Source organism: Arthrobacter sp. NPDC080082 (assembly GCF_040686595.1).
In the GTDB taxonomy this organism is placed as follows: domain Bacteria; phylum Actinomycetota; class Actinomycetes; order Actinomycetales; family Micrococcaceae; genus Arthrobacter.
In genome coordinates this window covers 94,321-109,608 of record NZ_JBFBKQ010000001.1, presented here as the reverse complement: position 1 = coordinate 109,608, position 15,288 = coordinate 94,321, and the positions used below count along the sequence as shown (strand labels likewise).

15 protein-coding genes are annotated in these 15,288 nt (G+C 71.0%); 11 read left to right on the top strand and 4 right to left on the bottom strand.

The annotated features are described in order from the left end of the window. The first annotated feature begins 65 nt into the window (after window positions 1–65). The 10 genes from hemE (at window position 66) to hemL (ending at window position 11,110) form a co-directional block, all read left to right on the top strand. Window positions 66–1,199, top strand: a complete 1,134-nt coding sequence (hemE, locus tag AB0O44_RS00425) for a uroporphyrinogen decarboxylase (RefSeq protein WP_364132992.1) — start codon at window positions 66–68, stop codon at window positions 1,197–1,199. Window positions 1,200–1,204: 5 nt separating this feature from the next. After that, window positions 1,205–2,731 (top strand): protoporphyrinogen oxidase, encoded by a 1,527-nt coding sequence (gene hemG, locus AB0O44_RS00420; protein ID WP_364132989.1) that lies wholly within the window; start codon window positions 1,205–1,207, stop codon window positions 2,729–2,731. A 197-nt stretch (window positions 2,732–2,928) separates the two neighbouring features. Then, entirely contained in the window at window positions 2,929–3,600 is a 672-nt protein-coding gene (locus AB0O44_RS00415; RefSeq protein WP_364132986.1) for a hypothetical protein, read from the top strand. Window positions 3,601–3,702: 102 nt separating this feature from the next. Then, window positions 3,703–4,404, top strand: coding sequence for a hydrogen peroxide-dependent heme synthase (gene hemQ, locus AB0O44_RS00410; protein WP_364132983.1), 702 nt, complete (start codon window positions 3,703–3,705; stop codon window positions 4,402–4,404). Window positions 4,405–4,430: 26 nt separating this feature from the next. After that, window positions 4,431–5,702, top strand: coding sequence for a ferrochelatase (locus AB0O44_RS00405; RefSeq protein WP_364132980.1), 1,272 nt, complete (start codon window positions 4,431–4,433; stop codon window positions 5,700–5,702). Then, entirely contained in the window at window positions 5,699–6,697 is a 999-nt protein-coding gene (hemC, locus tag AB0O44_RS00400) for a hydroxymethylbilane synthase (protein WP_364132977.1), read from the top strand. The genes AB0O44_RS00405 and hemC overlap by 4 nt, the downstream gene beginning before the upstream one ends. 17 nt (window positions 6,698–6,714) lie before the next feature. Next, the gene (locus AB0O44_RS00395) at window positions 6,715–7,641 is read left to right on the top strand and encodes a uroporphyrinogen-III synthase (protein WP_364132974.1); all 927 of its coding nucleotides are present in this window, start codon (window positions 6,715–6,717) and stop codon (window positions 7,639–7,641) included. 10 nt (window positions 7,642–7,651) lie between these two features. Then, window positions 7,652–8,635 carry a porphobilinogen synthase gene (gene hemB, locus AB0O44_RS00390; RefSeq protein WP_364132971.1) on the top strand — a complete coding sequence of 328 codons (984 nt, stop codon included), beginning with the start codon at window positions 7,652–7,654 and terminating at the stop codon, window positions 8,633–8,635. Further along, window positions 8,632–9,765, top strand: a complete 1,134-nt coding sequence (locus tag AB0O44_RS00385; protein ID WP_364132967.1) for an LLM class flavin-dependent oxidoreductase — start codon at window positions 8,632–8,634, stop codon at window positions 9,763–9,765. The genes hemB and AB0O44_RS00385 overlap by 4 nt, the downstream gene beginning before the upstream one ends. A gap of 13 nt (window positions 9,766–9,778) precedes the next feature. Further along, window positions 9,779–11,110 carry a glutamate-1-semialdehyde 2,1-aminomutase gene (hemL, locus tag AB0O44_RS00380; RefSeq protein WP_364132965.1) on the top strand — a complete coding sequence of 444 codons (1,332 nt, stop codon included), beginning with the start codon at window positions 9,779–9,781 and terminating at the stop codon, window positions 11,108–11,110. A gap of 66 nt (window positions 11,111–11,176) precedes the next feature. Here hemL and AB0O44_RS00375 read toward each other — a convergent pair whose 3' ends face one another. From AB0O44_RS00375 to AB0O44_RS00360, 4 genes are all read right to left on the bottom strand, one after another. Continuing rightward, window positions 11,177–11,914, bottom strand: coding sequence for an amino acid ABC transporter ATP-binding protein (locus AB0O44_RS00375; protein ID WP_290255724.1), 738 nt, complete (start codon window positions 11,912–11,914; stop codon window positions 11,177–11,179). After that, window positions 11,911–12,675: an amino acid ABC transporter permease gene (locus AB0O44_RS00370; RefSeq protein WP_364132960.1), complete on the bottom strand. Its 765-nt coding sequence runs from the start codon at window positions 12,673–12,675 to the stop codon at window positions 11,911–11,913. The genes AB0O44_RS00375 and AB0O44_RS00370 overlap by 4 nt, the downstream gene beginning before the upstream one ends. A gap of 32 nt (window positions 12,676–12,707) precedes the next feature. Then, window positions 12,708–13,658: an ABC transporter substrate-binding protein gene (locus tag AB0O44_RS00365; RefSeq protein ID WP_290256463.1), complete on the bottom strand. Its 951-nt coding sequence runs from the start codon at window positions 13,656–13,658 to the stop codon at window positions 12,708–12,710. Window positions 13,659–14,038: 380 nt separating this feature from the next. Continuing rightward, window positions 14,039–14,749 (bottom strand): 3'-5' exonuclease, encoded by a 711-nt coding sequence (locus tag AB0O44_RS00360; protein WP_364132957.1) that lies wholly within the window; start codon window positions 14,747–14,749, stop codon window positions 14,039–14,041. 85 nt (window positions 14,750–14,834) lie between these two features. Here AB0O44_RS00360 and AB0O44_RS00355 point away from each other — a divergent pair, with 85 nt between their 5' ends. Next, window positions 14,835–15,251: an MGMT family protein gene (locus AB0O44_RS00355; protein ID WP_364134618.1), complete on the top strand. Its 417-nt coding sequence runs from the start codon at window positions 14,835–14,837 to the stop codon at window positions 15,249–15,251. The last annotated feature ends 37 nt before the right edge of the window (window positions 15,252–15,288 follow it).

The window sequence follows — 15,288 nt, the reverse complement described above, 5'->3', positions numbered from 1 at the left end:
CCCGCGGCCGCCGTTTGACAGCCTGTCGTTATCTTTTGGGGCCGGTTTTGGGCAGAATCAGAGGCATGACTTCACGCGCGGCGGCACCCCACGACTCGACACTGGACGGAACGGACGGCACCCCCGGCGCCCAGGGCGGGCTCGACGCCGGCCACCCCCTGATGGACAGCCGCACCTCCGGGTCGCCGCTGATCACCGCCTACCGCGGCGGCACGCCCTCCCGCCGTCCCGTCTGGTTCATGCGCCAGGCCGGCCGCTCGCTGCCCGAATACCTGAAGGTCCGCGAGGGCGTGGCCATGCTGGATTCCTGCCTGCGCCCCGAGCTGGCCTCCGAAATCACCCTGCAGCCGGTCCGCCGGCACGACGTGGACGCGGCGATCTTCTTCTCCGACATCGTCATCCCGCTCAAGCTGGCCGGCGTCGGCGTCGACATTGTCCCCGGCGTCGGACCCGTCCTGGACACCCCGGTCCGCACCGCCGCCGACGTCGCGGCCCTGCCCACCCTGACCTGGGAGGCGCTGGAACCGATCCGCGAGGCCGTCCGGCTGACCGTCGCCGAGCTCGGCACCACCCCGCTGATCGGCTTCGCCGGGGCCCCCTTCACGCTGGCCGCCTACATGGTGGAGGGCCGTCCCTCCCGCGACCACCTGGGCCCGCGCACCATGATGCACGCCGACCCGGAGACCTGGACCGCGCTGGCCAACTGGGCCGCCGACGCCTCCGGCATGTTCCTGCGCGCCCAGCTCGAGGCCGGCGCCTCCGCCGCCCAGCTCTTCGACTCCTGGGCCGGCTCCCTCGGCCTGAACGACTACACCCGCTTCGTGGCCCCCGCCTCGGCCCGGGCCCTGGACCACGTCCGCCACCTGGGCGCCCCGCTGATCCACTTCGGCACCGGAACCTCGGAACTGCTGGTCGCCATGCGCGACGTGGGCGTCGACGTCGTCGGCGTCGACTACCGCCTGCCCCTCGACGAGGCGAACCGCCGCCTGGGCGGCACCGTGCCGTTGCAGGGCAACATCGACCCGGCCCTGCTGGCCGCCCCGTGGGAGGTGCTCGAGGCCCATGTCCGCGAGGTCATCGCCGCGGGTGCCGCCGCCCCCGGCCACGTGCTCAACCTGGGCCACGGCGTCCCGCCGGAAACCGACCCGGACGTCCTGACCCGCGTGGTGCAACTCATCCACTCCATCGCCCCCGAGTGAGCCCCGTGGCCCCCGACGACAAGTCCGCCACCCCCGCCCCCACCGCGGTTGTGGTGGGCGGCGGCATTTCCGGACTCCTGGCCGCCCGCCAACTGGCCGGGGCCGGCGTCCGCACCACGGTGCTGGAGGCCACCGGAACCTGGGGCGGCTGCGTCGGCAGCCACGTGGTCGCCGGCCTGACCCTGGACAGCGGCGCCGAATCCTTCGCCACCCGCTCCAACGCTGTGGCCGCGCTGGCCCGTGAACTGGGCCTGGGGCCGCAGATCGTCGCCCCGAACCCGGGCGGGGCCTGGGTGCAACTGCCCGAAGGCCCGCGCGAACTGCCCAGGACCGGCGTGCTGGGCATCCCCGCGAACCCCTGGGACCCCGAAGTCCGCCGCACCCTGGGCCTGGCCGGCTCCCTCCGCGCCTGGGTCGACACGCTTCTGCCGGCCTCCGTGGGAACCGGGGGTGCCGCCACCAGCGTCGCGGCCCTGGTCCGCGCCCGGATGGGCCGGCGCGTCCTGGACCGGCTGGTCTCGCCGGTGGTGGGCGGCGTGCACTCTGCGGACCCGGCATTGCTCGACGTGGACATGGTGGCCCCCGGCCTGCGCGCCAGCCTGCGCGCCCACGGCTCCCTCGCCGCTGCGGTCAAGGCCCAGCGCCGGGCCTCCACCACCGCCACCCCTGCGGGTCCGCAGGAGAGTACTGCCTCGCAGGGGAGCGCCGCCCTGCAGAAGGCGGGCTCCGCCGTCGCCGGCCTCCGCGGCGGCATGCACACGCTGGTCACGGCGCTGCTGGCCGAGCTCACGGACCTGGGCGTCACGCTTCGCGCCGGGACCCCTGCCGCCGGGGTCCGGCGGACCCCCACCGGCTGGCAGGTCACCGCAGGGGGAGAGGAGTACGAGGCCGGGAGGCTGGTCGTCGCCGTCGAGGGCCCGGCCGCCGTCGGCCTCCTTTCCGGTGTCCTCCCCGAAATCACCGCCCTGCGTCCCGAGGCCGGCCCGGACGTCAAGCTGGTCACCCTGGTGCTGGACCGGTCCGAGCTGGATACCGCCCCGCGCGGCACGGGCGTGCTGGTGGCCCCGCAAAGCCCCGGCATCCAGGCCAAGGCCCTCACCCACGCCACCGCCAAGTGGGCCTGGCTGGACGAATCCACCGCCCCGGGCCGCCACGTCCTCCGACTCTCCTACGGCCGGGGCGCCACGACGGGTGCCCCGGGGAGCGCACCCGCGGGAGCAACACCTGAACCCGACGCCGAGGCGGACCTGCTGGCCGCGGCCCTCCGGGACGCCTCCACGCTGCTGGGCGTGGGACTCTCCCGCGACGACCTCGCCGGGTGGGATGTGGTGCGCTGGGCGGGTGCCCTGCCGTTCGCGTCCCTGGGACACAAACAGCGCGTGGCCCGGGTCCGGGAACTCTGCGCCGCGGAGGGGGACCTCGCCGTCGTCGGCGGCTGGGTCGCCGGCAACGGCCTCGCCGCGATCGTCGCGGACACCCCCCGCCAGATTGCCCCGCTGCTGCCCGCCGTCGCCCGGGATTCCGCACCCTGAACGTGGTCCCGCGGCCTCCTGTGAGGGATCCGGACCTGCCTCCGCTAGCGGCAAAATAACGGTTCGGCAAATTTTCCCCGCCCCCTGACGGGCCGCTACAGTCGATGACCATGGTTACGCACAGGTCCGAAGATTTTAGTTCGCCGGCCGGCCATGGGGGACTCCGGCGCGGCACGGCAGCAGCGGCGCTCGGAGCGGTGCTGGTCCTTACGGCGGGAGTCCCCGCCACCCAGGCTGCAACGCCCACACCCAGCCCCGATGCCCCCACCGCGTCCGTCTCCGTGGGCCTCGGCGGCCTCATCGACGGACTGAGCGGCTCGTGGACCCCGTCACCGTCGCCCACCTCCGACGACGGGTCCAGCCCCACCCCTACCCGGAGCACCGCCCCGCCATCGTCCTCTTCGCCCTCGCCCGGCGGCACCCCCAGCCAGCCCTCCTCACCGTCGGCACCCGCTCCCGCCACCCCCGGAACCCCGGCCCCTGCCACACCCGGAACCACGGCTCCCGCCGCGCCCGGAACCGTGGCGCCGGTTGTCCCGGCCCCCGCCGTTCCCGCTGCCCCGGCGGCCGGGGCAGGCATCGCACCGGCGCCGGCTCCCACCGAAGCCCCCGCCACTCCGGGCGCCGCCACGGCGACCGCGGCCCCCGGGGCCGCCGGGACGCCCACGCCCGCGGGCAGCCCGACGTCGGCCAGCACCCGGGCAGCCGCGAAGGCCGCCCCGGCCGCGGGCGCCCGGTCCGGCGACAGCATGCAGGCCGCCTCCGACGTGCAGCCCTTCGGCGGCTCCGCGCTGGTGGGCTGGGGCATCTGCCTGGTGGCCGTCTCCCTCGGCGCCGGCGCCGTCTACCTCCGGATGCGCCGGGCCTGACACGCCCGGCTCCGAGGCCGCTTGTGTGACATTCATCACTTCTACCGCTTGTAGAAGTTCCCTGTTTCGACTTCGTCTCGGGGAGGGGGCAGACTGGTACATATGAGCCACACTTCTGCCGAATCTGTCACCAAAACCGAAGAATCAGCCGAGCAGTTCTTTACGCTCTGGACCGTCTTCAAGCGCTCCTCCGATGTCCTCCGCAGCGGCGATGCGGCCGAGGACTTCGAGGCACTCCTCGGCCGGCTTGCCGAGGACGGCGTGATCCACCGCGGCAGCTACGACGTCTCCGCCATGCGCGCTGACGCGGACATCATGGTCTGGCTGCACGGCCCGCAGCCGGAGGCGCTGCAGCGCGCGATCCGCGACATCCGCCGCAGCAAGCTCTTCGCCGGCACCGGGATCGCCTGGTCCGCCATGGGCGTCCACCGCGAGGCAGAATTCGCCAAGAACCACACCCCGGCCTTCTCCCGGAACGTGGAACCGGCCGAGTGGCTCTGCGTCTACCCCTTCGTCCGCTCCTACGAGTGGTACCTGCTGCCCGAGGCCGAGCGCGGCGCCATGCTCCGCGACCACGGCCTCCTGGGCCGCGACTTCCCCCAGGTCATCTCCAACACCGTGTCCTCCTTCGCCCTCGGCGACTGGGAATGGATTCTCGGCCTGGAAGCCCCGGAACTGGTGGACCTCGTGGACCTGATGCGCCACCTGCGCGCCACCGAGGCCCGCCACCACGTCCGCGAGGAAGTCCCGTTCTACACCGGGCGCCGCGTCAGCGCCGCCGAGGTCGCGGAAGTCCTCGCATGAGCCCGCTCGACCCCAAGGAAACCGCAATGACGCTGGAGAGCAACGTGACCGCTGAGACCGACCTGACCTCCGTCAACCCCGTCACCGAGGCGGGCCGCATGGCCCCCAAGGACTACGACGCAGTGCTCCTCGCCTCCTTCGGCGGCCCCGAGGGTCAGGAAGACGTCATCCCCTTCCTGCGCAACGTCACCCGCGGCCGCGGCATCCCGGACGAGCGCCTCGAAGAGGTCTCCCACCACTACCGCGCCAACGGCGGCATCAGCCCCATCAACGCCCAGAACCGCGAGCTCAAGGCCGCCATGGAGACCGAGCTGGCCAAGCGCGGCATCGAACTGCCGGTGTTCTGGGGCAACCGCAACTGGGACCCCTACATCCCGCAGACCCTGCAGGAAATCTACGACGCCGGGCACCGCAAGGTCCTGATGATCACCACCAGCGCCTACTCCTGCTACTCCAGCTGCCGCCAGTACCGCGAGGACATCGGCATGGCCCTGACCGAGACCGGCCTGGACGGCAAGCTCGAGGTGGACAAGGTCCGCCAGTACTTTGACCACCCCGGCTTCGTCGAACCGTTCGTCGAGGGCACCGCCGCCGGCCTGGCCGAGGTCCGCGCCCAGCTGGCCTCCGCCGGAACTCCGGACGCCCCGGTGCACATCCTCTTCGCCACCCACTCCATCCCCACCCGCGACGCCGAGGCGTCCGGCCGCTCCGAGGGCGAACCGCGCCGGTTCGAACAGGACTCCGCCTACGCCGCGCAGCACCTCGCCACCGGCGGCGAGGTCATCCGCCGCGTCGAAGCCCAGACCGGTGACACCGCCCCGTGGTCCCTCGTCTACCAGTCCCGCTCCGGCGCCCCGCACGTGCCGTGGCTGGAACCGGATATCAACGACGCCATCGAGGACCTGGCCAGCCAGGGCGTCAAGGGCGTCGTGATCGTGCCGCTCGGCTTCGTCAGCGACCACATGGAAGTCGTCTGGGACCTGGACACCGAGGCCCTCGAGACCTGCGAAAAGCTCGGCGTCGCCGCCACCCGCGTCCCCACCCCGGGCACGCACCGCAAGTTCGTCGCCGGCATCGTGGACCTGATCTCGGAACGGACCAGCTCCAACACCATCACCGAGCGTCCGCACCTGACCAAGCTCGGCCCATGGTACGACGTCTGCCGCCCCGGCTGCTGCGCCAACTTCCGCGGTGAGAAGCCGACCATCTCCGGTGCCGACACCACCGTCGGCACGGGCCACGATCCCTACCCGGACGCCGCCGCGGCTGCCAAAGTGACCGGGCACCCCGCGCCGTGACCGTCCGGATCGGCACGAGGGCCAGCAAGCTTGCCCTCACCCAGACCCAGCAGACCGCGGACCAGCTGGCGGCCGTCGGCGGGTTCCCCGTGGAGCTGGTGCACATACGTACCGACGGTGACGTCCTCACCGGCCCGCTATCCCAGATGGGCGGCACCGGCGTCTTCGTTGCCGCCCTCCGCGACGCCCTGCTCCAGGACGCCTGCGATGTGGCCGTGCACTCGCTCAAGGACCTGCCCGTCGGCCCGGCCCTCGGCCTGAGCCTGGCCGCGACCCCGAAGCGCGTGGACGTCCGCGACGTGCTCTGCGCCCGGGACGGACTCACGCTCGCCCAGCTGCCGGCGGGCGCCACGGTGGGCACCGGCTCACCGCGGCGTGCGGCCCAGCTCCGCGCAGCGCGCCCGGACCTGGACATCCGCGATATCCGCGGCAACGTGGACACCCGCTTGGGCCGCGTGCCCGGGCTGCCGGGTAACGCCACCGACGCCGTGGTGCCGGGCAAGTCCGGCGACCTCGACGCCGTCGTGCTGGCCGCCGCCGGACTGCACCGCATCGGCCGGCTTGACGCGGTCAGCGAATACCTCGACCCCGACGTGATGCTCCCCGCCGCCGGGCAGGGCTCGCTGGCCATCGAATGCCGCACCGCCGACGCCCCGCGCAAGGCCGGGTCCACCGAGGGCTCCCAGGGCGTCCTCGCCCAGGCCCTCGCGGCGCTGGATGACCCGGACACGCGCCTGGCCGTCACCGCCGAACGGGCTTTGCTGGCCCGGCTCGAGGCCGGTTGCGCCGCCCCGGTGGGCGCCTACGCCTACCGCAAGGGCAGCATGCTGCACCTGGACGCCGTGGTCTGCGCCGTCGACGGTACCGCCAGCGTCCGGGACAAGAAGGCCACCGACGGGCTGACCGAGGTGGGCGCAACCCTGCTCGGCATCGAGCTCGCCGAGGCACTGCTCGCGGCCGGCGCGGCGGACATCGCCGACCTGACCGCTTCCTGAGGAGGACCACCAGCCTGATGGGACGCCGCAGCGCCACTTCCGGGGCGGACGGCACCGCCGTGCCGCGGCCGCTGGATGGCGCCCGCGTGCTGGTGACCCGGAGCCCGGACCGGGCCGGGGCGCTGGTCTCCGCGCTGCGCGCCACCGGCGCCGAACCGCTGCTGCTGCCGCTGATCGACTTCGAACAGGCCGCCGACCAGCACTCCCTGGGCGTGGCCTTCGACGCCCTCGGCGCCGGCGCCTACACCTGGCTGGTGGTCAGCAGCGTCACCACCGTCCAGGTCCTCCAGGAACTGGCCGCCGAGCGTGGCTCCGCGCTCAACGCCTGGCTTCCCGGCAGCCTGCAGATCGCCGCGATCGGCCCGGCAACCCGCCGCGTCCTCGAAGCACTGGACATCCCCGTCGACCTGTCCCCGACAGGGCAACAGTCAGGAGCCGGGCTGCTGGACATCTGGCCCGACCGGGCCGGCAGCGTCTTCCTGCCTCAAGCCGACATCGCCGACCCGGCCCTGCGCCGCGGCCTCGCCGCCCGGGGCGCCGCCGTCCAGGCGGTCACGGCCTACCGCACGGTGGACTACCCGGCCGACCCGCGCCGGCGCATCGCCACCACCGCCGCCACAGATGGACCCTCCGCCCGGGAACCCGGCCATGGTGCCCCCGTCCTGACCCCGGCCCAGGCCCGGGACGCGGTGGACGCCGGCACCCTGCACGCCGTCGTCGCCGCCTCCCCGAGCGCCGCCCGGCGGATCCACTCCGGACTCACCCCGCTGGGGGAGTGCCGGCTCGTGGCGATCGGCCGCTCGACGGCGGCCCAGGCCGCGGCGCTCGGCCTGGAGGTCGCCGCCGTCGCCGAGGAACCCACCGCCTCCGGGCTGGTGGCCGCCGTAGTTTACGCCCTGATTCCGAACCACCCGCACACTTCCCCCGACCGCCCACCACAGTGAAGGACCAGCCATGAGCTTCCCGACCCACCGCCCCCGCCGGCTCCGCACCACCCCCGCGATGCGCCGCCTGACGGCAGAACACCGGCTCAACGCGGCCGAACTGATCCTTCCCGCCTTCATCCGCGAGGGCCTCACCGAGCCCAACCCGATCGCGTCGATGCCCGGGGTGCAGCAGCACACCACCGATTCGCTCAAGCGCGCCGCCGCCGAAGCCGTGGAGCTGGGCGTGGGCGGCATCATGCTCTTCGGTATCCCCGCCGAGCGGGACGCCCGGGGCACCGCCTCCCTGGACCCCGAGGGCGTGCTGAATAAGGCCATCCGCGACGTCCGGGCCGAGGTGGGCGACGAGCTGGTGGTGATGAGCGACGTCTGCCTCGACGAATTCACCGACCACGGCCACTGCGGTGTCCTGGACGGCAAGGGCTACGTCGACAACGACGCCACCCTGGAGATCTACGGACAGATGGCGGTGGCCCAGGCCGAGGCCGGCGCCCACGTGCTCGGACCCTCCGGCATGATGGACGGCCAGATCGCCGTCATCCGCCAGGCACTGGAACAGGCCGGCCACGCCAACACCGCGGTCGTGGCCTACGCCGCCAAGTACGCCTCCGCGTTCTACGGCCCGTTCCGCGAGGCCGTGGACTCCCAGCTCACCGGCGACCGCCGCACCTACCAGATGGACGCCGCCAACCGGCGCGAGGCCATCCTGGAGGTGGAACTGGACCTCGAGGAGGGCGCCGACATGGTGATGGTCAAGCCCGCCATGAGCTACCTCGACATCCTCGCCGACGTCGCCGCCATGAGCCCCGTGCCGGTGGCCGCCTACCAGATCTCCGGCGAGTACTCGATGATCGAGGCCGCCGCTGCGAACGGCTGGATCGACCGCCGCGCCGCCATCACCGAGTCCGTGCTCGGCATCAAGCGGGCCGGCGCCAACATGGTCCTGACCTACTGGGCCACCGAGCTCGCCGGCTGGCTGAAGGAGACCCGGTGAACCACGCCGTGCAGCCGGATCCCGCGTCCGCCGCGAACCCCACCGCGCCGGTAGGCCCGGAGACCATCCTGCTGGGCCTGAACACCTTCGGCGACGTCGGTGTCTTCCCGGACGGCCAGCCGGTCCCGCACGCCCAGGTGCTGCGCCAGCTGCTGGAACAGGCGGAACTCGCCGAAGAGGTGGGGCTGCACGCCTTCGGCGTGGGGGAGCACCACCGCCGCGACTTCGCCGTCTCGGCGCCCGAGGTCTTCCTCGCCGCCGCGGCCGCCCGCACCAAGCGGATCCGGCTCGGCTCCGCCGTCACCGTGCTCAGCTCCGATGACCCCATCCGGGTGTTCCAGCGCTTCGCCACCGTGGACGCGATCGCCAACGGCCGCGCCGAGGTCATGCTGGGCCGCGGCTCATTCATTGAGTCTTTCCCGCTCTTCGGCCTGGACCTGGCCGACTACGAGGTCCTGTTCGAGGAAAAGCTCGAACTCTTCGACAAGGTCCGGGCGCAGAAACCCATCAAGTGGGAGGGCCGCACGCGGGCGCCCATCAACGGGCTGAGCGTCTACCCGCCGCTGGAGCACCACCTGCTGCCGGCCTGGATCGGCGTCGGCGGTACCCCCGAGTCGGTCCTTCGCTGCGCGGAATACGGCTACCCGATCATCTTCGCCATCATCGGCGGGGCGCCCCGGGCCTTCGGGCCGCTGGCGGGGCTGTACCGGGAGGCGATGGAAAAGTACGGCCACCCCCTGCAGCAGGTCGCCACCCACTCGCCCGGTCACATCGCCGCCACCGACGAGGAGGCGCGGGAGGAGTTCTTCCCGCACTGGCTGGCGCAGCGGAACCAGCTGGGTTCCGAACGCGGCTGGGGTCCGGGCGGCCGGGCCGAGTTCGAGCAGCTCTGCAGCCCCGAGGGGGCGCTCTATGTGGGGTCACCGGAGACGGTGGCCGCGAAGATCGCCCTGCTCAAGCGGAACCTGGGCGCGGACCGCTTCGACCTCAAATACAGCAACGGCACCCTGCCGCACGCCGCCATGATGCGCTCCATCGAGCTGTTCGGCACCGACGTGGCTCCGCGCGTCGCCGCCCTGCTGGCCGGGGAGACCGAGACGGGCAGCCGGACCTCCGGCTCCCGGAACTGAAAGAATAGGATTCATGACTTCCAGCCACCACCGCAATGAGGAACTGTTCGACCGAGCCCGCGGGCTGATGCCCGGCGGCGTGAACTCCCCGGTCCGGGCCTTCGGCTCGGTGGGCGGCACGCCGCGGTTCATGGTCTCCGCCCAGGGCGCCTACCTGACCGACGCCGACGGCGACCAGTACGTCGACCTGGTCTGCTCGTGGGGTCCGGCGCTGCTGGGCCACGCCCACCCGGCCGTGCTCACCGCCGTCCACGAGGCCGTCGACCGGGGCCTCTCCTTCGGCGCCTCCACCCCGGACGAGGCCAACCTCGCCGCGCTGGTCCGCGAACGCGTCCCCGCCGCGGAACGGGTCCGGATGGTCTCCACCGGCACCGAGGCCACCATGACCGCCATCCGGCTGGCCCGCGGCTACACCGGCCGCAACCTGGTCATCAAGTTCGCCGGCTGCTACCACGGCCACCTCGACGGCCTGCTCGCCGCCGCCGGCTCCGGCCTGGCCACCCTCGCCCTGCCGGGCTCCGCTGGCGTCACCGCCGCGACCGCCGCGGAAACCCTCGTGCTGCCCTACAACGACCTCGCCGCCGTCGAAGCCGCCTTCGCCGCGCACGGGCCCAACATCGCAGCCGTCATCACGGAGGCCGCACCCGCGAACATGGGCGTGGTGACCCCGGGTGAGGGGTTCAACGCGGGCCTGTCCCGGATCACCCGGGAGCACGGCGCGCTGCTGATCCTGGACGAGGTCCTCACCGGCTTCCGCACCGGCTACGCCGGCTACTGGGGCCTCACCGGCGGCGCGGCCGACGCGGCCGAACCGTGGGCTCCTGACCTGCTGACCTTCGGCAAGGTGATCGGCGGCGGGATGCCGACGGCGGCCCTGGGCGGCCGCGCCGACGTGATGGACTACCTCGCCCCCGTGGGCCCGGTCTACCAGGCCGGCACGCTCTCCGGTAACCCGGTGGCCATGGCCGCCGGCGTCGCGACCCTCACGCACGCAACCGCGGAGGTCTACGACTTCGTCGACGCCCGCTCCCTGGAACTCTCCGGCGCCCTGTCGGAGGCGCTGGACGCCGCCGGCGTCGACCACTCCATCCAGCGGGCGGGGAACCTGTTCTCCGTGGCCTTCGGAACCTCCGCTCGCGGCGTCCACAACTACGACGACGCCCAGGGCCAGGAGGTCTTCCGGTACGCGCCGTTCTTCCACTCCATGCTGGACTCCGGGGTGTACCTGCCGCCGTCCGTCTTCGAGGCCTGGTTCCTCTCCGCCGCGCACGACGACGCCGCCATGAACCGGATCTTCGACGCGCTTCCGGCCGCCGCGAAGGCCGCCGCGGCCGCCACCGCCTGACCGGCGCTTAAACGACTGAAGGCACCCGCCGCGGCGGGTGCCTTCAGTCGTTTAAGGAGGTGCTGCCTAGAGGACGTCCGCCAGGAAGCCGCGGAGCCGTTCGGTCCGCGGGTCGGTGAAGAGCTGCTCCGGGGCGCCGGACTCCACCACCTTGCCGGCGTCCATGAACGTCACGGTGTCCGAGACATTGCGGGAGAAGCCCATCTCGTGGGTCACCACCACCATCGTCATTCCGCCCTTGGCCAGGTCGGCCATGAGTGCCAGGACGCCCTTGACCAGCTCCGGGTCCAGCGCCGAGGTGGCCTCGTCGAAGAACATCACCTCGGGCTTCATGGCCAGCGCCCGGGCGATCGCCACGCGCTGCTGCTGGCCGCCGGAGAGGTTCGCGGGCCGGGAATCGGCCTTGTGTTTCAGGCCCACCAGGTCCAGCTGTGCCAGGGCCTCCTCGCGGGCCTGCTCCTTGGACATGCCGCGGAGCTTGCGCAGGGCCAGGGAGACGTTCTCCTCCACGGTCTTGTGCGGGAAGAGGTTGAACTGCTGGAAGACCATGCCGATGCGGCGGCGCAGCTCATCCGGGTTGTCCTTGAGCACGGACCGGCCGTCGAGCAGGATGTCGCCCTGGTCCGGTTCGATCAGCCGGTTCATCACCCGGAGCAGCGTCGACTTGCCGGAGCCGGAGGGGCCGATCACGGAGGCCGTGGTGCCCTTCTCGACGTGCAGGTCGATGCCGCGCAGGACGTGGTTCGACCCGAAGGACAGGTGGATGTTCTTCGCCGTCAGTGATCCGGACGCGAATTCGCTCATGCCTGGGCTCCCTTTCCGACGACGGCGGCAGCCTCGTCCGGTTGCTTCTTTTCCGGCCGGCCGGAACGCAGCCGGGAATCAATAAAGTTCACCAGGTGAGTGAGTGGAATGGTCATGGCGAGGTAGAAAATAGCCGCTGCCACGTACGGGGATAGGTTCCCGCTGCGTGCGGCGGCGTCCTGGCCGATCTGGAACAATTCCCGTTCCGTTGCCAGCAAGCCCAAGGTGAATACCAACGAGGAATCTTTGATCAGAGCGATGAACTGGTTCATCAGGGCAGGGAGTACCCGGCGGATACCTTGCGGCACCACGACTAGGCGCATGGACGGGCCATAACCGAACCCCAAGGCCCGTGACGCCTCAAGCTGACCCTTGTCTACGCTCTGAATGCCGGAGCGGAAGATTTCGCCCGTGTACGCGGCGGCCATGAGCGACAGAGCCGCAACGCCCATGGGGTAGGGGCTGTTGCTACCCGATATCTCGCGGAAAATCGGTCCGAATCCAAGTCCGATGACCAGGATGGTGAGGACGGCCGGGAGTCCACGAAAAACGTCCGTGTACACCCGGGCCGCCCACCGTGCCACGGGATTACGGGATATTCCCATGAGAGCCAGAATCAGACCGAGGAACGCACCGATCAGGCCAGAGGTGATCGCAAGGACCAAGGTGTTGGGCAGGCCAACGGTGAACATGCTTGGCAAGACCTCAGCGATCTTCCCCCAGTCAAAGAAGGTCTCTCCGAGTCGTGTCAGGTAATCCATATGGCGTCGCTATCTCTCCTGGTAGCCGGTGACTATTTCGCGGGGACCTTGACGGCCTTGCTGCCCGGCTTCCACCCCTCGGGGGTCTGCTCGGCGGACGTCGGACGGTCCGTGTACCACTGGGCGGTCAGCTTGGACCAGGTTCCGTCGGCAACCACGGCGTCGAGGGCAGAGTTAAGCGCGTCGAGCAGGGCAGGGTTGTCCTTGGCTACGGCGTAGGCGGTGAAGTTCTGCGTGTTGAGCTTCTTCTCGGCAATCTTGGTACCGTCGCCGGGCTTGACCTGGCCGGTGGCCTGCTGGGACGGAGCCACCCAGGCGTCAACCTGCCCACTCTTGAGGCTGGCGAACACGGTGTTGTAGTCGGGGAAGGAAACAGGCTCAAGCTTGAGGGTGTTCTTGACGTAGTCCTCCTGCACACTGCCGCTGACGACGCCGATGCGGAGGCTGCCCTTCAGGTCGGCGAATTTCTGGACCTTGGCGTCCTCTTTAGTCACAAGAGCCATGTAGCCGAAGTCATAACCGTTAGTGAACGCAACCGTTTCGCGGCGCGCGTCCGTGGTGGAAATCGAGGACGAGCCGACGTCGAACTGCTTGTTCTTCACCTGGCTTAGAAGCGCCTGGAACTTTGTGGAGGCAAACTCGATCTTGAGCCCCAGCTTGTCGGCCATCGCCCGCAGCAGCTCGTTGTCGTAGCCGGTGAACTTGCCGGACGGATCGATGAAGATGTTCGGCGGGGCGTCGGAGAGGGTGCCCACCCGCAGGGTGCCCTCGCTGATCAGGCCGAGCTTGGACTTGTCGATCTTGTCCAGGGCCGGGACGTCCTTGGTGGTGTACTTGTCCAGGGAGGTCTGGTCGCTGCCCTGGAGGGCATCAGTCGGGGAGCCCGAGCTCTGGGCGGACCCGCCGCCGCATGCGGCGAGGGAGACCGACAGGGCCACGGCCACCGGAAGGGCGGTAAGCCACTTCAAGGCTTTGCTTTTCATCACGCAATCACTTTCGTCTGAAGTCCTGGGGCGGCGGCGGGACAGCAGGTCCGGCCGCCGGAGGGCATGCCGCACCAGGGCGGCACCGCAAAAGATAATTGTGTCACCGGGGCATTGGGCCGGATCAAATCGAATTTCCGGGGGCCCTGGGGTGGGATGAGCGAATAACGCGAGTGTCATGTGGGCTGTGCGGCTTGAGAGCGGCGGCCACCGTCCAATGCACAGAATTCCGTCCGGCGTGGCGGCGCGTCCCGGCTGTGTGGAAGCTGTGTGTGGTCCGTCTCATTCTGCCGATGGGCCGCCGAAAAGCAGGGTTCCGGCCGATTTTCGGGGCGGACGTGTCGATTTGTGACGCCGCAGCCCGGGCTTCGGGGTTGCGGCTAGAAACTGCCGCGGCTTGCGTCCTCGGGCGGCAGGACGGGCCAGTCACCTTCGATCACCGCGGCCGGCTTGGTTTTCCGAAGGTAGCTCTGGAAGTCCGCTGCCTGGGCGGTGGCCCATTCCACCTGCAGCTGGTGCAGGTGGGCCGCCGGCATCCGCAGCTTCGGGAACTTTCCGGCCATCGCATCGAGGACCCGCAGGGTGGCGAGCGCGTCGGCGGCAGAGGTGTGGGCGTTGTCCAGGTCCACGCCGTATTCCTCGCAGAGGGCCGTCAGCGTGCGCTTGCCTTTGCGGTAGCGGTCCACCTGCTTGTTCATGATGTACGGGTCCAGGACCGGGTAACGGTGCAGCTGGGGCACCCCGTAGCGCGCGGATTCCGCCGCGAGGACCGTGAAGTCGTAGCTGGCGTTGAAGGCGATGACGGGAACCCCGGCATCGAACAGTTCCTGCAGCACCCCGGCGAGTTCCCGGACCACCTCAGCGGCGGGGCGTCCCTCGCTGCGGGCCCGCTCCGTGGTGACGCCGTGGATGTCGCTGGCCTCGGTGGGGATCTCGACGCCGGGATCGGCGAGCCACTCGTGCTCCTTGATGACGGCGCCGTCCCCGTCCACCAGGGTCACCGACGCCGTCACGATCCGAGCCGCGCGGGAATTCCGGCCGGTGGTTTCGAGGTCGAATGCTGCGCGGGGGAGGGTGTGCCAAGTGCTCATGCAATTACGCTACCTGCTGCCACGGACAGTCCTGGGCAGCGACCTGCGGCCGGGGCGCGGAGGCGGCGACGGTACCCTTGATGGCATGCGGATGGAGTACGTGGAGGCGGTGCTGGAGCTCGGTGCGATGGTGCCTGCGGGGTCCGCCCTCGCCTATGGCGACGTGTCGGAGTTGCTGGGTTCCGGCGGCCCCCGGCAGGTCGGCGCGGTGCTCAGCCACCACGGCAGCTCGATCCCCTGGTGGCGCATCATCCGGGCCAGCGGCGAGGCGCCCCCCGGCCACGGGCGGGACGCGCTCGGCCACTACCTGGCCGAGGGGACACCCCTGCGCGGTGATTTCCTGGACTTCCAGCGCAGCGGCGAGGGCCGGTGGCGGGTGGACCTTGCGGCTGCCCGATGGGCTCCCACCGATGAAGAATTTGCCGCGATCGACGCCGTAGCGGAGCGGCTGGAGCCCGCCAGCCGGAAACTGTCGGTGCCCGATGATGAAATGTTTGTGTGAGTAGCCCCAGCCACCGCCCCGCCGGCATCAGCCTTAA